Genomic DNA, 25001 nt, shown 5'->3' with positions numbered 1-25001 from the left:
CCGCAAGCAGTTCGGACTTCTGGCATCTTGAAAGGCGGACTGTGAAGATTTTGATGGTCAAATTTCGCCTAATACTAAATGATAAACTGGCATAGTCAAGCAGCCGACAAACTTATTTTAGAGAAATTATTAATTATGCGCCCGAATGCAAATATTGCACTATTTCGGTTGGGGATTTCACTTCTAACTTCGCTCCCGATGGTTTGCTTTTACACCAATAAAGCTATATCCCAAACCAACGATATTTCTCAGTTGCCCGTCGCCGCTGACAATTCAGCAAATACGGGCAATCAAGTATTAGCACTGCAAAAACTGGAAATCAAGCAGGATGAAACAGCGACCAACTTAAATCAGCTTCGCGATTCCATCGAGACCAACCCTGAACCAGAAATACAATCGAACCCCGCCGAGAACAGCCAAGATGCCTGTTCTACAATCGATGAAGCTGCTTGTGGTGCGGGCATCTTGCCCGAACAAACAAATCTGGTTGACAACGATCCCCAATGTCAGAACCAGCTAAATTGTAATCATGTTTTAGCTCAGAACCCGCAGACGCCACCGGGAAACCTCCCGCCCGACTTAAACCGCGAGCGACTACCAGATCCGCTGTTACCGTCGCCGCCGACTCAGCCAGATCCAAATCGCGATCGATTTCTGCAACCGGCCCCGCAGCCTTCCCCAGAACCTCCCCAAGTACCGCCCACAGTAGGGCCGCAGTCTCCGTCGCCAGTTCCCCCAACCCTGCCCAATACACCAATTCAGGTGCAGAAAATTCAAGTAGTTGGCAGCACAATTTTAAGCCAAGACGAAATTAATGCCTTAGTCAACCCCTTAGAAGGCCGTTCTACCACCCTAGAACAGCTCAAACAAATCGCCGACAAAATTACCGAAATTTACCTCAATCGTGGCTACATCACTTCGAGAGCAGTCTTGCCACCCCAAACTATCACCGCAGGGGTAGTCCAAATTCAAGTTATCGAAGGCAAGCTAGCCCGAATTGAGGTAGAAGGAACTAAAAGATTGCATCCGAGTTACATCCGCAGCCGGATTCGACTCGGTGCCGGAATGCCTTTAAGCACAGCTTCATTAGAAGACCAACTCCGGCTGCTGCGAGTCGATCCTTTATTTGACAATGTAGAAGCCAGTCTGCGGGCTGGGGATAATGAAGCCGAGAGCATTCTGATCGTCCGAGTCTCGGAAGCTAATCCATTTCAGCCTACTTTCAGCATTGACAATTACTCGCCTCCCAGTGTCGGTTCCGAAAGATTGGGAGTTAGTTTGCGGCACCGCAATATAACAGGAAATGGCGACGAACTTGCGGCGGCTTATTATCGATCGCTCGGCGATTCAGATGTGTTTGATTTCACCTATCGCGTGCCCCTAAATGCGATGAACGGGACTTTGCAATTGAGGGCAGCACCGAACCGCAACAGTATAGTACAAGAACCTTTTGACGCTTTGGACATTTCGGGAAAATCGCATTTATTTGAAGTTAGTTACCGCCAGCCGTTGCGGAGAACGCCGATCGAAGAATTTGCCTTGTCTGCCGGTTTTACTTATCAGACAGGCAGAACTTTTTTGGGTGGCGAACCGTATTCTTTTATCGACCCGAACTCCAGTAGTGTCACCACTACGAGCGCAATTAAGCTGGGACAGGACTACATTCGGCGCGACCCGCAGGGCGCTTGGGCCTTGCGATCGCAATTTACGATCGGCACTAGCTTGTTTGAGGCTACTCAAAAAGAAGGTTCTGACCCGGACGGACAATTTTTTAGTTGGCTGGGTCAAGTGCAGCGAGTACAGCGATTGAATGACAAACATTTATTAATTTTGCAGGCAGACTTGCAGTTGTCAGCTAATAGTTTGTTGCCTTCCCAGCAATTTGTAATTGGCGGCGGGCAATCTTTGCGCGGCTACCGCCAAAATGTCCGTTCTGGCGATAACGGCTTCAGAGTTTCTATCGAAGATCGGATTACTTTGCAGCGCGATGCTTCGGGAAATCCCAAACTACAATTAGCTCCATTTTTGGATGCAGGTACTGTATGGAATGTTGCGAACAATCCTAATAAATTAACCAATCAGACATTTTTAGCCGGTCTGGGTTTGGGGGTAATCTGGGAACCGATACAGCGAGTGAACCTGCGGGTAGATTACGCTTTCCCTTTGGTGAGAATTAGCGATAAAGGCGACAATCTGCAAGATAAGGGAATTTACTTCAACATAATTTATACGCCTTAAGGAGAGAGGGGAGGAGGGAGAGAGGGAGAGTGAAGAGTGGGGAGTGGGAGAAAGTAGAAGATGAAAAAAATATTTCCCTCTTCCCTCTTCCTTCCACATCCGATATTAATCGCCGACTTCCCCGACAACCTCCGCAGCAGCCTGAGTTTCGAGCCAGAGATTGAGCAGCAAGAGCTCCGCCCGATCGCCCAACACAGTCGCAAACACGCCGTCAGCCCCCTCGGACACCTCAGAAATCCACGTACCGCGCAGAGTCACTTCTACAAAGTCAGTATCAGCAACACAAAGCTCGATCGCATCATTGTCGTTTCGGCGGGCCTCAGATTCCAACAGAGACAGCGCCGGCAAATTAGCGGGCAGCAAAAATGCCGCAGTGCTCGGTTCGACGCTGATGCTTTGACCAACTCGCATAGCCAGCACAACTCGCAGCGCCACTAACTGTTCGGGAGATTGAGCCAAACGCTCGAGGTTAAAGCCCGTTTCAGTGTAAGTCAACTTCAGCATATTGACAGCCCTAAATTTGGAATTGAAAGTTTAAAATTGAAAATCGGGAACTGGGCATGGGGAATAGGGCATCGGGCATTGGGCATCGGGCATCGGGCATTGGGCATTGGCCATCGGGCATTGGATAGGTCGGAATGAAAAGTTTGCTATTGGGACCTAAAATCCTTTTCAATTACAGGACTTAATTAGCTATTAACTATTAGCTATTACCAATTACCTGTTTGGCCCATGCCCTATTCCCCATGCCCTATTCCCCTATTTGATATTCGTGCCAAAACAGTTCGGCAAAAGCAACAGTGGGGTGTATAGGAGCCTTTGGCTTAGTTCGCAGAGACATTCCGGCTTCTATGGGAGTTCGATCGCCCTTACGAGAGTTGCACCGTTCGCAAGCCGTCACCACGTTGTCCCAAGTATGCGGGCCGCCCTTCGATCGAGGCATCACGTGATCCAGCGTCAAATGCCGATTGCTACCACAGTATTGGCAAGAATGAGCGTCCCGGCGCAGAACTTCCCGGCGATTGACCGGGGGAACTTTCCACAGGCGTTCCCTGTTACCAAAAGTCAAGCGGATTTGTTCGGGTACGTGGATGCTGGTGCTGGGCGATCGCACCACCCAGCCGTTGCCGATGCTAAAATCCAGAGGTTCAGCCTTGCCTGTTACCAAAAGTACGATCGCCCGTTTGATGTTGACACGGCTCATTGGTAGGTAATTCTGAGAAAACACCACCACAGATTGCCTCAATACATCAGTTATTACGGTCACGGCTTGCTCCTCCTCATCAATTTTGGATTTTAGATTTTGAATTTTGAATTTTGCTTCCTTCGTCAGCATTGGCTACATCTGGTTTTTTCCCAGTTCCCCAAGCGGATCGAATTTCTCAAATATCCAATCAAATGCCCCCGCTTCTCTTACTTAGAAGCGGGGGCTAGAAAAACTGCTAAAGGCAAATTTTCATCCTGTCTTGGTACAGTCGTTTAGCTGTACCTCCCGCTTCGCGTATCTCGATATGGCTGTGCCACTTGCAGACCGTGCCGGTCTACCTCGTTGTAATTAATTTCTGCAATTTGTCCTAATCCACTATAACCGTGTTTATTTAGGCCCAAGCCCGCCCACGAGGTCGCTGCGATTGTCGCCAAACCCGTGCTAAAGACGTGATCTAACGACTCGGAGCGACCCGTGGGGCGATCGCACTTCAGTTGATAGGTGGAGTAGGTGGGGAGAAATTTCACTGTAGGCAGAAGGTGGTTAAGAGGCTTTCAATCTAGCTGTAAACATACTACACTGATATTACACATATGTCCACCCGTCACGGAGAAAAAATTATGCATACCCTACCTAGAACCTCAACCACCGAAATGGAAGTCACCAGCATTCGACTCGAAAGAGAGCTAAAGGAGAGACTTAAAGAGCTCGCGGGCAATCAAGGCTATCAAGCTTTAATTCGAGATTTGCTCTGGAATTACGTGCAGCAGAAGTCTGGAGAGTATCGGCAGATGTTTTCTCGATCGGATATTCGAGCCAGCATTAATGCCACAGCACAGCAGGAGGAACGCTGCGCGCTTACAGGAGAGTTGATTCGACCGGGCGGGCCGATGTTATTAGGCCTGACGATGCACGGCGAAATGGTGCCGCTGAGTATAGGGAGTATGGCTGGATAAACCAGTTTATCGAAAATTTGTGAGAGCGATCGGCCTGGGGTGAAGGCCCCAGGCGCTGAAGATCAGACTATTTTAGATTTTAGATTTTAGATTTTAGATTTCAATACTTCGGGCAGTTTTATTACCAACAGTAGAATAAGGGTTTCCCGGCTTCAAGGCAATCGAGCTACCAACGGAAAATCAAGGGTTTCAGACTACGAACTAAAAACAGTCCGGACTATTGGTATAAAATTCCGCAGTCTTTAAAAAATATCTATTTAACGAACCGCGAAGACGCAAAGAACGCCAAGGAAGATGGAGAAGAAGACAGGTAATGTCAGCGGTTCGGGAGTCTGGTAACGCAGATGCGGAGGCTCCACAAAGCGCTGGCTAGTGCTAAAATTTCCATCGGGCGTGCCGAACAGACGATAGTACATTTGATGAAAAAAATTAAAGTAATGCTGAAAAACCGCTACTTGACTGCTGCGAGTTCGATCGCCCTTCTCACAATTATTGCCGGATGTGCAGCTACTGAATCACCTCAACTTGCATCTCCCTCTCCTGTAGCTGAATCTTCCCCGCCCCCAGTTAAACCAAGTCAGCCTCAGCCCTTAATAGTCTCTGCTACCAATCCCGAAACTGCCACAAATACCAAAATTCAGCAATATCTCAACGGGTTGGCAGCCCAAGGTTTTGCCAAAGAAAACCAAGGCGTCTGGATGCAATCTGGCAATACTTTGCTAGCCAATCATCAAGGTACAGTTCCTATGTCAGCCGCTTCTATTACCAAAGTAGCAACATCTCTGGTAGCCCTGCAACAATTCGGGCCGGAACATCAATTTATCACCTTAATTGGTACAACGGGAAAAATAGAAAACGGCGTATTAAAAGGCGATTTAATTGTTCAGGGAACCGCCGATCCTTTGTTTGTTTGGGAAGAGGCGATCGCCCTCGGTAACGCCTTAAGTCAAAAAGGGATCAAGCGAGTCAGTGGCAATTTGATAATTGTCGATAAGTTTTACATGAACTTTGAACTCGATCCCCTCAAATCGGGAGAATTGCTCAAACAAGGATTGAACAGTCAAATCTGGCCCAGCGAAGCCGCTGCCCAGTATCAAACTCTGCCTCCCAATACGCCAAAACCCCAAATAGCCATTGAGGGTACTGTACAAGTTTTGCCAGCATCTCCCAACGAGGTGCAGCCTTTGGTCAAACATTATTCTTTGCCCCTTGCTGAACTGATCAAAAAAATGAATCAGTACAGCAACAATCTTATGGCAGATATGCTAGCTGATACTGTCGGCGGCGCCAAAACTGTCGGGCAAAAAGCAGCAGCAGCAACCGGAGTTCCGCCCGCAGAAATTCAACTCGTCAACGGTTCGGGATTGAGCGAAGAAAATCTCATTTCTCCCCGGGCTGCTTGTGCGTTGTTTATAGCTTTAGAACGCTATCTGGAACCTTATAGCATGACTGTTGCTGATGTCTTAACTGTAGTTGGGAAAGATAAAGGAATACTATCAGAACGACCGCTTCCCCAATTAGCAGTAATCAAATCTGGCACGTTGGATAATGTTAGCGCTTTGGGCGGAGCGCTACCAACTCAAAAACAAGAAACAGTGTGGTTTGTGATTATGAATCGCGGGGCTAATGTCGAGACATTTCGCACTCAGCAAGAGGTTTTGCTGAAAAGCTTTTTGAATGACTGGGGAAGTGTTCAAGTTTCGCCACCCGAATTAACGCCAAATCCTGCTAGAAGTAGTAAGGTATCTCGCAGCGAAATTGTTCAATAAGCTGTTGTGCATTTAAATTGTATATTCCGGACGAGTTCGCGTGCCCACCCCACAAGAGAGTTTGTAGGGTGCGTCAGGACAGAAATTTGAAATTTTCAGCTAAAATAATGCAAGCTGATGCACCCTACGAGTACAAACCAATTTAATGAGGTGTTTTCGGCCGAGCGACTACTATCCCGATCGCACTTTCGACTCTCCTAATATATCTCTGCAAGTCGTAAGCAACTGTCACCTCCCCAGCAGGCGAAGCGTGAATTAAACCGAGGTTCCCGTCAGCATTCCGATAAACTAAACCTGTGTGCGTGACATCCAATCCTTTAACATCCGTGGCGACTGCTACAATATCCCCTGGTTTTAACTGAGAATAAACACTTTTTATCCGATTTGTCGGGATGTAATTAACAGTAGTTTTAGCTAATTCTGCTTCTTGGCTGACTATGCACTGATAAGTTGCTTCATCTTTGACCATTTGCGGGTAACTGCTGCGGTGCTGGCTCATGAAATTGAGTGTTTTATTCATAGGAACTCCACCTAATTCAGCGGTGATATTTTCCACAGTTTGCCGTTTTTGATTGTCGTTAATCCATTCGGAAAAATAGTGCAGTCTGCTGCAATAACCGTTCATTGTACCGTTTAAATACCGCTGTTCTTCTATGCGATTGACAAAATTTTGATAGTCGTAATCTTGTACTGCTATGCCCCTGGCGATCGCCAAAACGGTTTCAACAAACAAAACGCAATCAAATTTATTCAAAGTTACGATCAACTTTTCTTCGCCGGATTTGTCCAGCAAACCCTCGGCGTAGGGCTTTCCTCGGAAATTATCGGCGATCGCCTGGACGATTTCTCCCATCGAGCGATCGTGCAAATTTTGTTGTTTTGCATACTGTACAACTTTTTCAAAACGTGCTATGTCTTCAGGTTGTGCAGCGGTTTCTCTCTCCGTATTATTTGAGTCAGGTCGTCTTGCCAGCACCTTCAGCAATTCGGAATAGGAAATTTCCGCTAAATTGTTGAAGTCCCACAACATACTCGGAAAACTGGAAACATTTTGCTTGTTTGTTACTTCCCGATTTTCGCTTTCTCCCGTCAAGGAAAACGCTACATCCGCGCCCTGTCCTGCTGTTTGTCGATCGACAACATATCCCCTAGCAGATTGAGACTGAAATGCCCAAACATCAGGTATCAAAGAATTATTCACGCCGACGATCGCAAATCCCAAAACCACCAGACTCCAAAAATTTCTCATGTTTTTCAAAGGATTTTGCTTCAACTCAGTGCTATCCTGAAATTTTTACAATTACTAGAAGTCTCAATCAGCCTCGTAGACAGATAAAATTGGCAACAGCGGACTAGATCGATACACTTGTCATTTAGATGCCGCCCTATTATAAACTGATCGTGCGAGTTTGATAGCACAAAACTGTAATGCAAGTAGAACGCCGACGCCGCCCCATCGGGCCCCAACGCCCAATCGAGTCCCGACGCCAAAGCAGCGAGCGTCCAGTCCAGTCCCGACGCCAAAGCACCGAGCGCCGAGTCCCATCTCGTCGCCCAATCCAGACCCGACGCCCTATAGACCTCTTGCAAAAGTCGCTCTCAATTCTTGAAATTATCTGGGTTAATCTGCGTTCATCTGCCTGGTATCTGCGGTTGACCGAGCGAGCAAATATTCATGCAACAGGTCTAATCCAATCCCGACGCCAAAGCAGCCAGCGCCCAGTCGGACGCCGACGCCAAAGCAGCGAAGGCCCAGTGCCATCTCGTCGCCGAGTGAGGACGAAATTTTCTCGGCTAAAATACCGTAACATTTTGTGTTTAATCGCCGGGGCGATCGCGTTCTTTTGGCTCGTCACAATACCCTTCAGAATTCGCCGTCCCCCAGAACCGCCAGTCATCTTGGCTCAACAGCCCGTCTCGCCTCAAGAAACACTATCGCCTCCGACAATTGAACCATCGGAAAATTTAGCCGATCATCAAAGCGAACCTACCTTCAGCTACAACATCAAAACACCTCCCAATCCAGTTTACTCTCAAGAATTGCAAGGGATTGTTGATGAATCTGTGAAGATTGCAACCAGCAAAGGACTGCCGGCAGAACGGCTATCAATTACCTTATTTGATGTCAGCAATCCTAAAACTCATACCTTCGCCGGATATCAAAATCAAACTCTCCGATTTCCCGCTAGCGTTGCCAAGTTATTTTGGATGGCAGCCTTTTACTCAGCCATCGAAAAAGGCATCATTACGCAACGAGAATCTACCTTTAAAAACGACCTCGATCAAATGATTCGCGTCTCCAACAACGATGCTGCAAGCAGGCTTTTAGACAAAATCACAGATACAAAATCCGGCGGACGGCTCGCAGGAGAAGAATTGCAAACCTGGCTGAAAAAGCGCACTCAAATTAACACATTTTTCCAGTCTGCAGGCTACAATGATATTCGTATAAGCACCAAAAATTATCCCATATACTATTTGAGGCAAGAAGGTCCTATGGGTCGCGACTTGCAATTACGGGGCGATGCTTCCCAGCCGATTCGCAATCAAGTAACTACCGACCAAGCCGCCAGATTAATATATGAAATCTATACTAGGCAAGCGGTTTCCAGCGTCGCGAGCCGCAAAATGGCTTACTTGCTGACGAGAGACTTAGACCCCAAGGCCTGGAAAAATGACCCCAGCAATTCGATACAAGGATTTCTCGGCGAATCTTTACCAACTAATATTTATTTTGGTTCCAAAGTTGGCTATACTTCCAAATCCCGCAGCGAAGCGGCATTTGTTAGAACTTTAGACGATCGCGCGATTTATATCTTAGTTGTTTTTGCAGACGATCCGGCTTATGCCAAGGACGAAACAGCATTTCCGGCAATTTCCCGATACGTTTTCGATCGACTAAATGCTCGTGGCCCCAGCACTGTGCAGTGATATGGAGTAGGGCGGGTTGACTGTTGACTGTTGACTGTTAGTCGAAAAATTGAAGGATGGTTGATATCAAATCCGGTAGCATCGGAATTATTCATCTCTGTGTTCTCTTTCTCTGTTTTTTCGGCGTCAAGAGCGGTTTAATCATTCCAATGCAACCCGATTTGATATGAGTGTTGAATGTTTACTCGATTTTACAATTCCGGTGCACTCAGAAGTGATCTTACGCAAAAACAACGGTTTCTACCAAAAAAGGGTACTGACGACCAAAAAAACCAATTTCTTGACCACAAATCTAGGCTTTTAGGTAAAACCCCCAGCAAGAAAGCCGGTTTCTTATATCCTGTGAGCAAGTCCTAATTAGGTTTGTAGTTATGGAGTCTTTTTTCTATCGTCGGTCAATAACTAACTCTAAACTATGAGTTAAATAATTGATTGACCTCAAACAATTTAACTGGGGCGAAAGGATTCGAACCTCTGAATGGCGGGACCAAAACCCGCTGCCTTACCACTTGGCGACGCCCCAACGTCTTAACCTTCACTATCTTAACATTCAAACACAGCAATCTGTCAAGCATTTTGACAATAAAATTTAAAAAATCTTTTTGAAACCGATCGCCAGCAGGTTTATTCTTTGATCGCACGCGGGCGAGCTACCGGAATTTCAATCCTGAAATCCGCTCCCTCTCCCGGTTTCGAGATACAGTTCAAGCTTCCTCCGTGTTTTTCCACCACAATCTGGTAGCTGATAGACAAGCCGAGTCCCGTACCCTTGCCCACAGGTTTAGTGGTAAAGAAAGGGTCAAACAAGTGGCATTTAGCTTTTTCGGCCAATCCGGGCCCGCTGTCTTGAATCCGAATCACCACAACTTGACCGCTTGACTTTTCTGAATCATCAGCCCCGGAGTTTGGGCCCAGCACCGCCGTCGAGATTTTGATCGTCTTGGGTGGAGGCTGATTTTCCAAAGAGTCGATCGCATTCGCCAAAATATTCATAAATACTTGGTTTAGCTGTCCGGGATAGCATTCTACCTTCGGCAAGTTGCCGTAGTCTTTAATTACCTCAATTCCCGGTATTAGCCCATTTGACTTCAAGCGGCTCTGCAAAATCAGCAGCGTGCTGTCAATCCCTTCGTGAATGTCCACCAGCTTCATCTCTGCTTCGTCGTGCCGTGCGAAGTTCCGCAGAGACAGGACAATTTGGCGGATGCGTTCAGTTCCCATCTCTATTGAAGACAGAATTTTCAGCAAATCCGGCGCTATGAAATCAACATCGATTTCTTCGTTTTTGTCGAGTATTTCGGGGCAAGGGTCGGGGTAGTGCTTTTGATACAAGTGCAGTAAATCCAGCAGATTTTTCATGTACTGCTTGCAATAAGTCAAGTTGCCGTAAATAAAATTAACCGGATTGTTAATTTCGTGGGCGACGCCGGCGACCATTTGACCGAGAGAGGACATTTTTTCGTTTTGGATGAGCTGAGCTTCTTTCTGCTGCAACTGCTGCAAAGTTTCCGTGAGTTGGCGGGCTTGAGTTTGGGCTGCTAAGGCTGCCGCGCGGGTTTGGGCGTAGAGTTCGGCTTGGTCGATCGCGATCGCCAGTTGATCCACCACCGCTTGCAGCAATTCTACTTCGCTCGTCGCCCAGGAACGGTGGCTGCTGTAATGGTTGCAAACTACAGCCCCCATTTGACCGGAGCGAGTCTTGAGCGGCAGCAGCAGGTTAGAAACAATCCCGATACTGGTCAAAAAATCTCGCGTCGGCTGTTCGATGCAGAGTGCTGTTGCCGCGTCCCCGATCCGGAGCGTTTGGCGGTGGCAAATTTTCTCGGCCAGCAGGGTTACTTGTTCGATCGGGTATTCTGTGAGCCGCTCTTTAAGTTCGGGATTTGCCGCCTCGTGGGTGATTGCAAAGCTTGGCTGCCCGTCTCGCGAGATGGAGTACCACAAAAAGTAGCACTGGTCAACCTGCAACAAGCTGCGAATTTCGTTGACAGCCGTATCTAAAATTTTGTCGAGGTCGAGGGAATTTCGCATCTGGCTGGCTAGGCCGAACAGCAAGCCTTCCCGGCGGTTCAACAATTCTTCTCGGGCCGTGATGCGATCGATCGCCACGGCGATGGCGTTAGCCATGCAGCTCAGAACTTCTAGCGCTCCCTCGCTTACCAAAGCGCTACTGCACAGAGCCATCACTCCCACCAGTCGCTCGTCCACTATCAGCGGATAGGCAATGGCGCAGAGAGACGGGTTCGACATTAGGCATACAGGAGCCGTTTGGAGTTTTCCCGGTTCTGCTCGCACCCAATCTTCTATTTCCCGTTGCCAGCCTTCGGTGGTGAGTCCTGAATCGGCCTGCAATTCTAACTGCTCTGTCTGCGGGTTGAACGTCCAGATACTCGCTTCTTTGGCGTCGAGGTAATCTACCATTGCCTCGGTGCAGCGGTTGAGGATGGGCGATATTTTCCCACCTTGTCCGAGGGCGGCACCGACTTTAGCTTGCAGAGCTCCCAAGCGCAATCGCTCTTCTAGCGACGCGGCGGTTAGTTGGCGATCGGAGATGTCCCTGGAGCCGACAACGATTTCTCGGATTTGTTTGGTATCGTCTGCACGCCCGATGCTCGCTGAAGTTTCCCACAAATATTCAGGTTGGCCTGTTTCATCGAGCGTCGGGAGCTTTTTTGTTGCGTATATTCTCATGCTGCTCTGTGGCGTATGTACCGCACACAAGCTGTCACGGTTCGAGGCAGGAACTAACTCCGATATTTGCTGGCTGTTGGAGGTGATATCTTCTACCTCTGGCAACGGTTTCTGGGCTTTGAGTAATTGCCAGCGCAGCTCCACCAAACTCGCAACTTGCCGACTCAAAGCTTGTACAGCTTCTATTGTTTCTTTTGTCAAGTCTCGCGGCACCGAGTCCATGACGGATAGGACTCCCAGCACCTGCCCATCAGAGCTGACAACTGGGATTCCGGCGTAAAATTTCACGAAGGGGTAGAAAACGATCAGCGGATGCTCGCCAAATCTCACATCTGTGGAAGCGTCTCGGATAATGGCGGCGGGCAGTTCTTTAAAGGAATTTATAGGGAGTTCGATCGCCAATTCGGGAGCAACTGGCGGTTGTTGCAGGGAAATTGCCCGGTCAAATTCCGAGTTTGAGTTTGATCTCTGGGCGAACTCTTCGGGAGTTTGGTTCAGGGCGCGATTGCAAAAATTCAGGTAACGGTGGGCCAAAGTTTGATCGATACCTAACTGCGACTTCAACCAGTGGCGATTACCGTCAATCAAGCTCAAGAAAGCAATAGGAGTTCGGCTGATTTGAGCTGCCAAACCTACCAAATTGTCCAAGCAAGCGTCTGGAGCAGAGCCGAGAAGTTGATACAAGTCAATGTTATGGAGCTTGAACACTTTTTTATTAAAAGGCAAGGGTGCTTTCATCATATGTAACTGCCCGTCTAGTTGCTGGCAACCGCCCTTCTCAATACTTCCCTTGAAAAACAACCTATGAATTCTGTGCTGGGAGACTCTGGGCGCAAATTCGGCGCAGGTTGCTTGCGCCGAATTCAGACTAACCTCTTGACTGAGCGGGAAACTTTTGAGTTATCGGAGTTAGAGCACCCCAAATCTTAGACTATATAAATTATACTTCCAGTTGACTATGCTTTTGAATACCTCCGGCTCTCTAAATTTAAGAGCCTCTGTTGGGAGGAAGCCGCTTTCCAAAATATATGACTATTGCTTACCTAGAATTTTTTTATCAGTTTAATTGTATTTTAACAGACTTGTCTAATCGTGGGTAGCTGGCTTGCTGGTAGATTTAAATCAGGGGTTTGTGCCACAATACCAGTGTCCTTTACCGAGCTGTGCCTTAGCCGGGAGTTCAACTACTGTTAGGAGATGAATTACAAAAAATTGGTAAGATGTTAAACTTTGTAACAATAGTTGTTCAAACTCGACCTTTAGGGTTTCTGGGCCCGGATGCACATTTGGCAACTGTGGTAATTGCCGATCGACCACTCTCCCAATTCCTTTTTTCGAGTTTGAGGTAAAAAAACAGGGGTAATGTTTCAACTAACGCTCCAACGGGGTTGACAATTATTGTGTAGAGGCAACCCTCAAAAAATAACTGCAGGAAGTATGTTTTGTATTTTCAAGAACTATAAATAAACAGGGAGAAGAATATGTCTGCAAGTAGCAGTCAAGTACCAACTATTTTGGCAGTTGATGATAGCGTCGTGATGCAAGGACTTGTTAAACAGGCCTTAAGCAAAGAGTTTCGAGTTCTCGTAACCGACAATGCAGTGGATGCTTTGTCAACTATTTATCACGAACAAATTTCTGTTTTGTTGCTGGATGTTTCGATGCCTGGTATTGACGGATTGGAACTCTGCCGCACGGTGCGGAGCTTGCCTCAGTTTCAGAATTTGCCGATCGTAATGCTGACAGCGCGAGATGGAGCATTTGATAAGGTACAGGGGCGTTTGGCGGGAGCAACAGAGTATTTAACTAAGCCGTTTGATGCTGATAAGTTGCGCGAGGTAATTGGTAAGTTTATCAAAATCAAATAAGCGGACTTAGAAAGAAATTAGTTTTGAGTAATTAATGAATTAATTTGAGTAATTAATGAACTAAACAGTTGCGATGGTGTTCTCTGAACCTCGACTTCTTTAACAAGTCTGGCGGCGGGGTATTATGCACAATTTGCGAGGTAAGTCCTAAATTTTAAATTTAGCCAGGAGTAGGGGGGCGATCGCACTGACAGGTAGAATATATTGGGCAGCACCGAGGGCGATCGCCTCCTTGGGCATTCCGAAGACAATGCAGGTAGCTTCGTCTTGGGCGATTGTCAATCCCCCTTGTCTGGCAATCGCCAACATTCCGTCAGCACCATCTCTACCCATTCCTGTCAGCAAAACCCCCGCTGCTCCCCGACTATAAAAATTAGCTACTGACTTAAATGTCACGGTTACAGAAGGGCAGTGTCCCGCGGCATGACTAGCTTCTGAATAAACAAATCGCCCTTGAGAGTCCAATTCTAAATGACGTTTTTCTGGCGGGAAATAAACAGTTCCTGCTTGTGGTAATTCCCCAAAAGAAGCTATCTTAACAGGCAGTTTCGATTCACAACCCAGCCAATCAACTAATCCTTGCAAAAAACCTTCACTGATGTGCTGGACACAAATTATAGGTACTGGAAAACTAGCTGGAAGTTTAGAAATAATTGTATATAGTGCTTGCGGTCCCCCTGTAGAAGCCCCTATCGCCAATACTTTAATAGTGGAAGATTTAACATTTTCTTTGGAAAACTTGTAATTATAAACTGGTGCTTCATTGATTTTTACAATTGGATTATTATCTGGTGTTAGCATCTTTTTTTGATGTCGTGTAAATACTTTAACTCCTGAGAGTATTTTAACTTTAGCTATTAATTGATTGGCTAGAAGAGCGTAATCTGATACCAGCCCGCCCATCGGTTTAGGAAAAACATCCAATGCACCAGCCTTTAACACTTGAAATACATTCTGAGTATCATTCGCTTGCACTGAGGCACTAATTACTAAAATTGGTAGCGGATATTTCTTCATTACTTCTTCAGTAAATTCTAACCCGTTCATTGGTGCCATGTTCAAATCGGTACAGATTACTTGGGGCTGAAGTTTGGGGATTAATTCTAGTCCTTCTAGTCCGTTGCAAGCGGTTCCTACAACTTGGATGTCTGGCGAGGACTCAAAAATTCGTTTGAGGACGATCGTAACTACTGGAGAATCTTCAACTAACAATAGTTTAATGGGCGATAACATCTGTTTGCTGGAAAATGGGGAATGGGAAATGGGGAATGGGAAATTAGGTACTTGTAATGCCCTACGACTTACTTCCCTTAAGCTTAGTGAGGGGGCAAGCCGCGCAGAGCGAGTGGCTAAGCTCAGTACAACTACCTCAGTAACCGCGTAGTCAAAGTATTGGGTATTAAGCATCGATGCACTGGTAATTGTGCGCTGGGTACTGGGTATTGGGCCTTGCTAATTGGTAGTAAATAACAAATGCCTAATAACCAAGGACTAAGGACTCATAACTAAACTAACCTTTTTAGTGTATCTACCAACACATCTTGATTGAAAGTACCTTTAGGAATATAAGCATTTGCCCCCGCATCAGCTCCTCTTTTCCTATCTTCATCCGATGCCAAAGATGTCACTAAAATTATCGGCAACTCACTGTATTCTTTTTGCTCCCTAATTTTTATAGTCAGAGCCAAACCGTCTAAATTTGGCATTTGTACGTCAGAAATCACAGCATCAAAATTGCGAGTTTTTAATTTATGGAAAGCATCCAATCCATCTACCGCAGTCACAACTTCGTAACCCGCACCTTCCAGGATGCGCTTTTCTTGAGTGCGCGTGGCGATCGAGTCTTCTGCTAATAGTATAACTTGTTTTCTGCTGGCAGTCTCAAGTTGCGATCGCGCACCAGGAACCATACGGGAGGAAACTTGCTGGCGTACAGATTTTATCAAATCGTGGGGATTGAGTACCATACAAACTTCCCCAGTCCCCAGAATTGTGGCACCCGAAACATTTCGCACTCGTTTCAGCAATTGACTTTGAGGTTTCATCACCACATCTTGTTCGTCTATCAAAGCATCTACAAATAATCCCAATCTTTCCTCCCCGACTTTCAAAACAATGCAAGGCATTTTTGAAGAAGTTGAATTTAGGAAGGAGTTTTGATTTTTTCTCAGAGCTTCGATCCCGCTTTCCTGCCTCAAATACCGATTTTTTTGCCCCCCTTGTCTATTGTTTAATTCTAGTAAATCTGTTAGATGAGCAACTGACAGAGGCTGCCCGTTTGAAAGTATAGTTTCCTTACCTTCTATAGCAAATATCTCAGACTGAGACACCTGTTGAGCCGTGTCTACAAACTCGACTGGTAGAGCATAAGGAATATCTTCAACTATGACAATTAATACATTGGCTGTAGCTAAAGACGTGCTAATTTGCAGTCTAAAAGTGCATCCTTTACCCGGTAAAGACTCTACTTGGATACTACCTTTTAGGGTTTCAACATTAGTCCGAACTACATCTAAACCCACCCCGCGCCCCGATACTTCGGTAACAAATTTCTTAGTCGAAAAGCCTGGAGTAAAAATCAAAGACTGTATTTGATGTTCTGTCATTTCTGCCAGTTTTTCACGCGTACAAATATTACGTTTTACAGCCGTTTGTTCAATGCTCTCTAGATTTAGTCCCCGGCCATCATCAGCAACTTCAATAATAATATTGCTAGCAATATTATAGCCTTTAATTCGGAGAGTAGCCACGGGAGGTTTACCTAGTTTTTTCCGCTCCTCAACAGTCTCAATACCGTGGTCTATTGAATTTCTAATCATGTGCATTAAAGGATCTTTCATTTCCTCTAAAATGCGTTTATCGGCTGTAGTTTCGCCTCCTTCAATCACTAATGCAACTTCTTTACCTTCCCGTTTCGCTAAGTCTCGAACAGTTCGAGGAAATAAATTAAAAATTGTAGACAAAGGCAGCAGTCTCAAAGTGCGAATTCCTGATTCTAATGCCTCAGCGATTAATTCTAGTCTGGCAGTATCTTCATAAACTCGATTTTTCAAGTGGTTAACTAAAGTGCCGAGACTTTCTAAACGTTCTTCTGTACGTTGATAGTAATCCTGCAATTGGCTAAATTTACCGTTGGCTTTAATACCGTTTTCATCTATTTGCATCCGATCGACAGTCAACCTCGTTACAAAATATTCTCGGCTCCACTCTTCCCACAAAGTTGTAATTTGTTCTATCTCTGCAACTCGGTGTCCTAGCCGAGTTTTTGTGACAGTAAGTTCCCCCGCTTGAGTCATTAAATCGTCTAAATTTTTAGTAGCAACGCGAATGGTTTCAATGCGGTAAGATGAGGTTGAGGAAGCAGTAACTGCCGACTGCGAAGCCGACGCAGTGGCTGGTTCATAAGGTGCAGGCAAGTTTTGAGCTTCCACTATAAATTCTGGCTTGGATTGTAAGTCTAAAAAAGAGGAATTTTTCTCTAAGTTAAGAACTTGAGAAGTTTCAACATTTGTTTCTAGTCCTTGGGTAGCAGGCTCAGTAAATTGCGGTTTTACCAAAGGTTGTTCTGGTACTTGTGAAGATGAGGGATCTAATTTTAAGGCTGCTTCCTGTGGCTGTGGCTGACTAGAAGCACCCATCATGCTAGCGAGGATGTAAAAAGTATTAACGCCGGAATCTTCCCCGGTAACTGCTTCGTTAACGAGTTTCCGCATGGCTTCTAAACCTTGCGAAAGTCGATCGCTAATATCCGAATTCAGTTGAGTTTCTCCCCGCTTGAGGTCTCCCAAAATATGCTCCATTTGATGAGCTAAAGATGCTACATCTTTTACGCCTAGCATCCCAGCATCACCTTTAAGAGAATGGGTTTCTCGCAACAATTGTTCTAACTTACCTAAGTCGCTCGGATGTTGTTCTAAGTACAGCAATCCGTCGTCTAGTTTCTGTAAGTGTTCTTGACTGGCGACTTTAAATACATCTCGAAGTTCTTGATCTTCAATCATCATATATGTTCTTGAGTAATAGGTAATTGAACAAGGTTCATGGGTAGTTCGTAATGATAATTATGTTGAATCATCAGTCGATTGCTAATGACTAATGACTAATCACTACACTACTTCTTTAAGATTAAATGCAGCTTCTGTGAGTTGTTGAGTACCGATTTTAACTTGAGTAATGCCGCTGACTGTTTGAGACGCGGATTCCTTCATAGAATTCATGGCATCACCTACTTGCTGAATTGCGATCGCCTGCTGTTTAACGTTAAAGGAAATTTGCTGGTTGCTAGCAAACACCAGATTGCAAGCTTCCCTCACACCCGTAAAAGCTTCTGCCGTATCTTGTGCTGTTTTCACCCCTTCTGCAACCGTTTTGCGACTATCTTCAGTTGCTTTTACCGTTGAGTCGATCGCACCCTTAATTTCTGGAATAATACCATTAATCTTTTGTGCTGCTTCTTGGCTTTCATCTGCTAACTTACGAATTTCGCTTGCTACCACCCCAAAACCTTTACCGTACTCGCCGGCTCTGACTGCTTCAACAGCGGCGTTGAGAGCCAGCATATTAGTTTGGCTGGCTAAATCGCTAACCAAACTTGCGAGAGTCGATATATTGCCAATCTGACTCGTGCTGTCGTCGAGTCGATGATTTTGCTTAGAAATTGCCACCACAGCTTCTCTAAGATTCAGCATTTGATTGAGAGTTTGCTCTACCTTTTTAGTACCTTCTTCGGCTAGATTTAAAGCTTGGCGAGCGGCAACGGCAACAGACTCAGCTTGCTCGGCTGTTGCCTGAGAAGATATGCCCAAATTTTCTAGAGTTATAGTTGTTTGATTAACCGAGACAAATTGTCTATTTGATATTTGCTCTTGCCTGTTCATATTAGATTCTATTTGCCTTGAGAATGACGATATCTCGTAAATCAAACCCCGAATTAGAGCCACTATTTTTTGCAGAAAAAACCATCCAACTCCCAGCACCACAGCCAGAGAAACAATAGCAATAATAGCTGTTATTTTTTGAAGAGAATCAATAGAATTGAATAGCGTTTTTTTGGGTGAACTATCCACAACTACTAAAAATTTATTTTTATTTTGTTTGCTGGGAAAAACTGTATGATAACTAATCACTAGATCCCTATTATCAATATTTCCCTCACCACCTGAGAGTATTTTAGCAACAATGCCTGCTGAATAATCGTTTTTGACATTTTCCTTGGTTTTAAGTTCTAATCCCCATGCTTTTTTAGGATTGGGATGAGCCAGATAATATCCATCTTGATTTAAGATAAAAGATTGATCTGAAAATTCATGATTAAATTTTTTAACCCTATCGATTAGAGTGCTACCCAGAGCATTGCTAATCAAAACACCTTGTCTTTCTCCTTTGGGATTAAAAATTGGAGTTGCGTAGCGAATTGTTGGCTTGTAAGGAATTTCTATTTTCCCCCTTTCCTGATTCAGCTCTAAAGAAGACACATAGACTTCTCCTGATTTTAGCTTCATAGTTGCCATAAAGTAATCTCTGTCTGCTTTATTTTGTAGTTGAGACTCTGGAATAACTTGGATATTTGTCCCGTCAGAATCTACGCGCACGATCTCCTTGCCACTGTTATCTATGTAACGCAATTGCATATAATATGGTTTGGCTTCCATCATAGCTAAAAATGTGAGTTGCATTCGATAAAGCCAATCTTTATAAGTTGAATTAGTTTGTTTGTCTACTCCATTTCCTTCTTTAGCTCTAATCATTCCCTGAACAGGGGGAGTTTTGGGGAGAAACAAAATATCTGCTCTCATATTTTCAAATTTGTTAATCATTTGATTTGCGGTAGAATTAACACTGTCACTAAGGGTTATTAATGCTAAATTTTGCAGTGCTTCTGTTGAAGAATAAATTCCATACCAACCAACAATAGATACTGGAATCAAGGTACTTAAAATTAGTAGCAGCAACAGTCGGTGCTGCATTTTCTGGAAAAATTTGTTAATCATTGGTTACTATAAATTGCTTAATGGTAATTTGTACGCTCGCATAGTCTAAGTATAGACAATAGAAAATTTATAAGTGTGCGTAGCAGAAGTATAGCGAATGGGGAATGGGTAGTAAATAAAAAATAACAACTTCCAAATAATAACTCACAAATCACAACTAACTACAGTGCAGATTTGATATCAACTCAGATGACATTGGAATTAATATTAGCCACAGTCAGGAGGTGGCAGTGCCGTGTCTCTACCCCGCTCAATTGTAGGGACACGGCACTGCCGAGTCCTCGGTATCATTCCGATGCAACCGAAAACGATATGAGATTAGGTTATGATTTGCTAATAAACAATTTATTACTCCCCTTAATATCCCTGGAATTGTACCGCGACAAATCGCCAAAGCAATTGCTTTAATTATTAAGGATATATTTTGCATTTTTGGGAAACTACTCATGATTCATCTATCTCCTACAAAACTGCCTTCAAATCTAAGGCCGCTTCATTCAATTTTTGAGTGCCGACTTTAGTTTGACTGATACCGCAAGCGGTTTGGGCTGCGGCTTGATTGAGAGAGTTCATAGCTTGCACTACCTGTTCGATCGCGATCGATTGCTGTTTGGCATTCAGCGAAATTTGCTGAGAGCTCAAAACCACATTGTTAATGGCATTGGCAACTCCTGCAAATGCCGCTGCGGTTTCTGAGGCAATGTTCACGCCGGATTCCACTGTTTTAGTTCCTTCGTCTGTCACCATTACCGTTGAGTTAATCGCCTTTTGAATATCAGCAACTAATAGATTAATTTGCGCTCCTGACTTTTTACTGCGATCGGCAAGTTTGCGAATTTCTGACGCCACCACGCCAAACCCCTTGCCGTGTTCTCCCGCCCGCACTGCTTCAACAGCAGCATTGAGTGCTAACATATTAGTTTGATTTGCCAAATCGCTAACTACAGTTGAAATATTACCAATGTGATCAGTTTGTTCGCTCAACTCTATAATTTGTCCTTGAATATCTTGAACTTTAGTTTTTAGAGCTGCCATTGCTTCTAAAGTTTGTTCTACAGCTTTTGTGCCACCTCCAGCTAAATTCAGAGCTTGCATTGCTTGAACCACGGCGGTTTCTATCTGCTGTGATGTCGCCCTGGAAGATGCTCCCAATTCGTCCATTGTAGTAGTAGTTTGATTTACTGAAGCTGCTTGCTGACTTGCCATGCGTTCCTGTTCTTCCACGGTGGCTGCAATCTCAGTGGAAGAAGTGGCGATAGAGCTAATTGCCCGATCGATAGTTTGGGCAATTCCTGACGAAATCAGCCCAGCTATAACCGCACCTAACACCAATAAAAATACAGAACCAAATACCACTGCCGAGATCAAGAAAACTAAAGATTGCTTCGTTTTTTCTGTAGCTTGCTTAATCGCATTTACTTCTATTTCACGAAATTGCTTATTTATTGCCACAAATTCCTCCACAAATTTTGTCTGTTCTCCTGTATTAAATATAGCCAATGCTTCGGGTTTCTTATTTTTTTGTAATAAAATAACTATTTGGTTTGAACCATCATAATATTCGTTGCAGAGTTGTAGCATATTCTCTAAACGAACTCTCTGCTCAGGATTTTCTATCCTCAACTCCGCGCTCTTGCCCGACTGACGAGCTAATTCTGCACCTGTTTGAAAATCACTTAAAAACTGCGGATTTTTATTAATTAAATACCCACGCATCCCCCGTACCATTTGTTCAGCACCTGCGGACATATCATTTGTGTATCTGATCACATTTTCTATCCTTTCCACTTCATGAAAATTATTCAATACCTGATTAGTAGTTGTATAAACTAGGATAGGAAAACCCAAGTATATAGTTGCTGGTGCTACATAGGCAAGCAGCATTCTATTTCTAATATTTAATTTTATTAACTTAGAAAACATATTTTTCTCCTTAATTTAAGTACGTGAATACACCAATTAGATTGCTTAGTCAAATCTCGCTTGAAAAGCGGATTTGGTATAACTTAATACGCTTGGGTTAAAACTATTTCTTCCTCAGAGACCCCCCTCGCATACCCCCCATCGTTGCGAGGACGTTGAGTAAGTTCTTGTCCCTCCTTTGAGAAGACATGGCTGTTTCATTCTCAAAGAAATAATCGTTTTGTAGGGGTAGCGCCCCCGTGCCTACCTCCTCCACGCACGAGGGAATCGGTGTTTCAAGTATCGGGGCAACCACGGGGGTGTGCCCCTAGGTCGAATGAAACCGCCCTGCTTTCTCAAGGGGGGATCGAGCTTAACTCAACCGTATTGTGGTATAACTAACTTATTTAGTCCTAGACGCATTTCAAGATAATTCTCTCATGCTAAGTCCCGCTGGTTACCAGCCCCGATCTCTGCGTTGAATCTGGATTGCGAAGAAAATGAAGTATCAAGCCAGATGCTTCAGTTGACTCATGAGATATATGCTCTGCGTAAGCCCTGTTCTTGATTCAAACCTCTTCATCAACAACTACTCCTCCTTTTGTTAGCAATTTTTGCAAGTTTAGAATAGCCATCATTTTTTCCCCGTAAATAGCTGTCCCCCGTAGATATTCGCGGTTAGCAGAATGCAGTGCTGCCGGAACAGCCGCAATTTCCGACACATTTAAGTATATAATATCTAATATTTCTTCAACAACTATACCAGCGACTAAATCCGCCACTTCAACAATGATCGCCTTAGAGAGATAATTTGCAGTATCCAACATATTTAAAGACATATTTAAAACACTGCGAATATCAATTAGCGTCACAATTTCTCCCCGTAAATTTATATTTCCCACTATGCGATCGGGAGTGCAAGGAACCGGAGTTACTTGGCTAATATCCGTAAATTCGCGCACTAGATCCAAAGGAATACCAAAGTATTCGCTCTTCAAAACAAACACCGCCAGGGACATATTAATTGCAGCATCATTTTCCCCCCCGCCTCGCCGTCTCAACTGATTAGCGCGCGATTGAAAAATTGCTTTTTCTTCCGGGGTTGCCTGCGGGCAAAAAACGTGACGATTGCTCAAACTTTTAGGATTTTTGCCTAACAATTTTGCATTTGTTTGCCAGTGTGAATTTTCTGTTTCTGCCTCACCTGCTGCTGACTCACTACCTGCATTGCTTGGAAAAACAGGCCAGATTTCCTGGGATTTTTCGGGAGAATATCGAATTAAGCGATCGAGATTCAGCAGCATGATAATATCGGCTTCGCAGCGGGCAAATCCAGATACAAAATGATGAGAAGCTTCTGAATTGTCTCGCGCGTAAGATAGCTGCGGAGTGATGGCCTCTTCTGAGAGTTCCTTAACTTCGCGAACTTGATTGACAATTATACCGACTTTGGATTCTTGCCACTCGATGACGATCGTACTATCTGTCACAGCATAATCCTGCCAAGCGTATCCAAAACGGAGATTCAGATCCATCACGGGCAGAATTTCGCCCCGAAGGTCGATCGCCCCAACAATATCTTGAGGTGCTTCTGCAATTGCTGTCAACTCCGGCAGAAAGAAAATTTCCCGAATGTAGCAGGCTTCTATACCGCAGAGAAAACCGTTCTGTTCAAAGATAAGATACGGTTTAGTTTCCATATTTTAGTGTACAGCTTCTTTACTGTATAATTGTAACAATTTTTTTTTAACATTCATCAGCACTTGACTAGCTGTCATTTTCCCCTGTGAATCTATGGGAGTGCTTGGCGGTAGTGCTTTCAGGATTTCACAAGATGAATTATACATTTTAAGAGCTCTTTTTACTTGACCTTCTTTATTGTATATATTCCCTAGCTCTATATAAGCTGAAACAAAAGAGGGACACATATAAATAATCCTCTTTAATAAATTCTTTGCTGTTTCTAATTGCCCCTGTTCTTCAGCAATTTGAGCTTGTAAATAATCAGTATATACTGATCCAGGCTCTACTTTTCTAGCTCTATTACAGTATTCTATTGCCTGAGAATAGTTGCCGGCATTGGCCTGAACTTGAGCGATCAAAAAATAAGCATCAAAATTATTTCCCTGCAAGTCTATTGCCTCTTGTGCCTTGTTGATTGCCTCAGCATAATTTTTATTTTTAAAAGATTTTTTAGCCTCTAAAATTAGCATTTGAGGCGTTTTAGTTTGAGTATTTTCTGCTATTTTTATTTCTGTAACTGACACGGCAGTGTTCGGCAAACCGCCCTCCAGATAGAGAGAGGGCAGCATCTTCCCCAGCGGACTACTTATTTTTAATACGGGCGGCATCTCTATCTCTGGAAAATTGCTGTTAGTAGTAAAACGAGGTGGCATCGTTTCCCCTGTTAGCAACTCACCACTATCATCGCCCATAGTATCTGCTTTCGGCAATTCCCGAAATGCCGAGTTGGCTTCCCCTACCGTCGCAACCCTAGACTCTATTTGAGAGCCTTTCTCCATTACTGCATCCCGACGCTGATAAACCACCGACTCCGGGAAAATCTTGGGTTCAAACTCGTTCATAATTTGACCGTAAACTTCAGCGTGACCGGTCATTAAATATCCTCCAGGTCTCAGGGTATTGGCAAATTTTTTCAGTACCAGTGAAATATACTTGTGTTCAAAATAAACAAAAACGTTTCTACACAAAATTAAGTCTATGTTATAAAGATTTTGGTAAATATTAGGAAACTCATCTGTGATTAAATTTACACAGCTAAAGGTTACACTTTCGCGCAATTCTTGATTGATTTGCCAATCATTTTGCCTCTGATGAAAATACTGCTTTTGTATCTGCGGTTCAACCAAGCGAAATGACCAAGGGCTGTAAACTCCCTGGGGCGCTTTTTTGATTACTTTTTCATTGATATCTGTACCTAAAATTAATATTTTCCATTGTTCCCAATCTGGAATCAATTCTTTTAAAACAATAGCTAAAGAATAAGGTTCTTCACCGGTAGAGCAGCCCGCACTCCAGATTCGCAGTGTCGGCTGCATTCCCAATGTCTTGTGCAAGTTTCTTTTCTGCTCTATCAATTCAGGAAAAATTACTTTTTTTAACAGAGAAAACTGTCCTTTATCTCGCATGAAATAACTTTCAATTGTTGTTAATAGCAATACTAATTCTGACCATTCATTTTTACTTTCCAAATTTTTGGCAATTAAAAGCTTATAATATTTTTCGGGTTGTGCGATTTTTTTGGATCTCATTCGAGTCATAATTTTATGATAAAGACCAGCTCGATCTTGTGACCTAATTCGCACACCAATCTCAGTAGTAATTAAGTTGATAAATAGCTGAACTATGGAATCATTCATGTCAACTTAGGGAGATTAATTTAATAATTTGGGAAGTGGCAAATTTTACTGAGCTGGTGCTGAGTTTGT

At 44.3% G+C, this 25001-nt stretch carries 16 protein-coding genes and 1 tRNA gene; 5 read left to right on the top strand and 12 right to left on the bottom strand.

Annotation, left to right across the window (positions count from 1 at the left end):
- Positions 1–78 precede the first annotated feature (78 nt).
- Entirely contained in the window at positions 79–2238 is a 2160-nt protein-coding gene (locus tag QUA27_RS16240; protein WP_333069078.1) for a ShlB/FhaC/HecB family hemolysin secretion/activation protein, read from the top strand.
- Positions 2239–2343: 105 nt separating this feature from the next.
- On the opposite strand, the gene QUA27_RS16235 is transcribed toward QUA27_RS16240, so the two are convergent.
- From QUA27_RS16235 to QUA27_RS16225, 3 genes are all read right to left on the bottom strand, one after another.
- Positions 2344–2742, bottom strand: a complete 399-nt coding sequence (locus QUA27_RS16235) for an alr0857 family protein (protein ID WP_333069077.1) — start codon at positions 2740–2742, stop codon at positions 2344–2346.
- Between the two features lie 247 nt (positions 2743–2989).
- Positions 2990–3505, bottom strand: a complete 516-nt coding sequence (locus QUA27_RS16230; RefSeq protein ID WP_333069075.1) for an HNH endonuclease — start codon at positions 3503–3505, stop codon at positions 2990–2992.
- A gap of 212 nt (positions 3506–3717) precedes the next feature.
- A complete protein-coding gene (locus QUA27_RS16225) occupies positions 3718–3972 on the bottom strand; it encodes a hypothetical protein (protein WP_333069073.1) in 255 nt (84 codons plus the stop codon).
- A 93-nt stretch (positions 3973–4065) separates the two neighbouring features.
- On the opposite strand from QUA27_RS16225, the gene QUA27_RS16220 reads away from it, so the two are divergent.
- Positions 4066–4401 (top strand): ribbon-helix-helix domain-containing protein, encoded by a 336-nt coding sequence (locus QUA27_RS16220; RefSeq protein WP_039886507.1) that lies wholly within the window; start codon positions 4066–4068, stop codon positions 4399–4401.
- 344 nt (positions 4402–4745) lie between these two features.
- Positions 4746–6170 carry a D-alanyl-D-alanine carboxypeptidase gene (locus QUA27_RS16215; RefSeq protein WP_510175263.1) on the top strand — a complete coding sequence of 475 codons (1425 nt, stop codon included), beginning with the start codon at positions 4746–4748 and terminating at the stop codon, positions 6168–6170.
- A 142-nt stretch (positions 6171–6312) separates the two neighbouring features.
- On the opposite strand, the gene QUA27_RS16210 is transcribed toward QUA27_RS16215, so the two are convergent.
- Positions 6313–7419 carry an N-acetylmuramoyl-L-alanine amidase-like domain-containing protein gene (locus QUA27_RS16210; protein WP_333069071.1) on the bottom strand — a complete coding sequence of 369 codons (1107 nt, stop codon included), beginning with the start codon at positions 7417–7419 and terminating at the stop codon, positions 6313–6315.
- A 179-nt stretch (positions 7420–7598) separates the two neighbouring features.
- On the opposite strand from QUA27_RS16210, the gene QUA27_RS16205 reads away from it, so the two are divergent.
- Positions 7599–9101, top strand: coding sequence for a serine hydrolase (locus QUA27_RS16205; protein WP_333069070.1), 1503 nt, complete (start codon positions 7599–7601; stop codon positions 9099–9101).
- 451 nt (positions 9102–9552) lie between these two features.
- On the opposite strand, the gene QUA27_RS16200 is transcribed toward QUA27_RS16205, so the two are convergent.
- Positions 9553–9624, bottom strand: a tRNA-Gln gene (locus tag QUA27_RS16200).
- Positions 9625–9725: 101 nt separating this feature from the next.
- Positions 9726–12533 carry a GAF domain-containing protein gene (locus QUA27_RS16195; RefSeq protein WP_333069069.1) on the bottom strand — a complete coding sequence of 936 codons (2808 nt, stop codon included), beginning with the start codon at positions 12531–12533 and terminating at the stop codon, positions 9726–9728.
- Positions 12534–13273: 740 nt separating this feature from the next.
- On the opposite strand from QUA27_RS16195, the gene QUA27_RS16190 reads away from it, so the two are divergent.
- The gene (locus tag QUA27_RS16190) at positions 13274–13660 is read left to right on the top strand and encodes a response regulator (RefSeq protein ID WP_015175702.1); all 387 of its coding nucleotides are present in this window, start codon (positions 13274–13276) and stop codon (positions 13658–13660) included.
- 147 nt (positions 13661–13807) lie between these two features.
- Here the strand turns inward: QUA27_RS16190 and cheB are convergent, their stop codons facing one another.
- The 6 genes from cheB to QUA27_RS16160 all read right to left on the bottom strand — a co-directional run bounded on the left by cheB (position 13808) and on the right by QUA27_RS16160 (position 24932).
- A complete protein-coding gene (gene cheB, locus QUA27_RS16185) occupies positions 13808–14893 on the bottom strand; it encodes a chemotaxis-specific protein-glutamate methyltransferase CheB (protein ID WP_333069067.1) in 1086 nt (361 codons plus the stop codon).
- A gap of 272 nt (positions 14894–15165) precedes the next feature.
- Positions 15166–17661, bottom strand: coding sequence for a hybrid sensor histidine kinase/response regulator (locus tag QUA27_RS16180; protein ID WP_333069116.1), 2496 nt, complete (start codon positions 17659–17661; stop codon positions 15166–15168).
- A 105-nt stretch (positions 17662–17766) separates the two neighbouring features.
- Positions 17767–19650, bottom strand: coding sequence for a methyl-accepting chemotaxis protein (locus QUA27_RS16175; protein WP_333069066.1), 1884 nt, complete (start codon positions 19648–19650; stop codon positions 17767–17769).
- A gap of 462 nt (positions 19651–20112) precedes the next feature.
- Positions 20113–21573 (bottom strand): methyl-accepting chemotaxis protein, encoded by a 1461-nt coding sequence (locus QUA27_RS16170; protein WP_333069065.1) that lies wholly within the window; start codon positions 21571–21573, stop codon positions 20113–20115.
- A 548-nt stretch (positions 21574–22121) separates the two neighbouring features.
- Positions 22122–23252: a chemotaxis protein CheW gene (locus QUA27_RS16165; protein ID WP_333069064.1), complete on the bottom strand. Its 1131-nt coding sequence runs from the start codon at positions 23250–23252 to the stop codon at positions 22122–22124.
- A gap of 3 nt (positions 23253–23255) precedes the next feature.
- Positions 23256–24932, bottom strand: a complete 1677-nt coding sequence (locus QUA27_RS16160; RefSeq protein ID WP_333069063.1) for a CheR family methyltransferase — start codon at positions 24930–24932, stop codon at positions 23256–23258.
- Positions 24933–25001 lie beyond the last annotated feature (69 nt).

Origin of the sequence: Microcoleus harperi Pol14_C6 (assembly GCF_036701295.1) — a bacterium.
Lineage (GTDB): Bacteria > Cyanobacteriota > Cyanobacteriia > Cyanobacteriales > Microcoleaceae > Microcoleus.
This window is presented reverse-complemented; position numbering and strand designations above follow the sequence as displayed.

Coding starts and splice junctions, on each gene's coding strand:
- QUA27_RS16240 (WP_333069078.1), top strand. CDS start 79: ATGATAAACTGGCATAGTCAAGCAGCCGACAAACTTATTTTAGAGAAA.
- QUA27_RS16235 (WP_333069077.1), bottom strand. CDS start 2,742: ATGCTGAAGTTGACTTACACTGAAACGGGCTTTAACCTCGAGCGTTTG.
- QUA27_RS16220 (WP_039886507.1), top strand. CDS start 4,066: ATGCATACCCTACCTAGAACCTCAACCACCGAAATGGAAGTCACCAGC.
- QUA27_RS16215 (WP_510175263.1), top strand. CDS start 4,746: ATGCGGAGGCTCCACAAAGCGCTGGCTAGTGCTAAAATTTCCATCGGG.
- QUA27_RS16210 (WP_333069071.1), bottom strand. CDS start 7,419: ATGAGAAATTTTTGGAGTCTGGTGGTTTTGGGATTTGCGATCGTCGGC.
- QUA27_RS16205 (WP_333069070.1), top strand. CDS start 7,599: ATGCAAGTAGAACGCCGACGCCGCCCCATCGGGCCCCAACGCCCAATC.
- QUA27_RS16195 (WP_333069069.1), bottom strand. CDS start 12,533: ATGATGAAAGCACCCTTGCCTTTTAATAAAAAAGTGTTCAAGCTCCAT.
- QUA27_RS16190 (WP_015175702.1), top strand. CDS start 13,274: ATGTCTGCAAGTAGCAGTCAAGTACCAACTATTTTGGCAGTTGATGAT.
- cheB (WP_333069067.1), bottom strand. CDS start 14,893: ATGTTATCGCCCATTAAACTATTGTTAGTTGAAGATTCTCCAGTAGTT.
- QUA27_RS16180 (WP_333069116.1), bottom strand. CDS start 17,661: ATGATTGAAGATCAAGAACTTCGAGATGTATTTAAAGTCGCCAGTCAA.
- QUA27_RS16175 (WP_333069066.1), bottom strand. CDS start 19,650: ATGATTAACAAATTTTTCCAGAAAATGCAGCACCGACTGTTGCTGCTA.
- QUA27_RS16170 (WP_333069065.1), bottom strand. CDS start 21,573: ATGTTTTCTAAGTTAATAAAATTAAATATTAGAAATAGAATGCTGCTT.
- QUA27_RS16165 (WP_333069064.1), bottom strand. CDS start 23,252: ATGGAAACTAAACCGTATCTTATCTTTGAACAGAACGGTTTTCTCTGC.
- QUA27_RS16160 (WP_333069063.1), bottom strand. CDS start 24,932: ATGAATGATTCCATAGTTCAGCTATTTATCAACTTAATTACTACTGAG.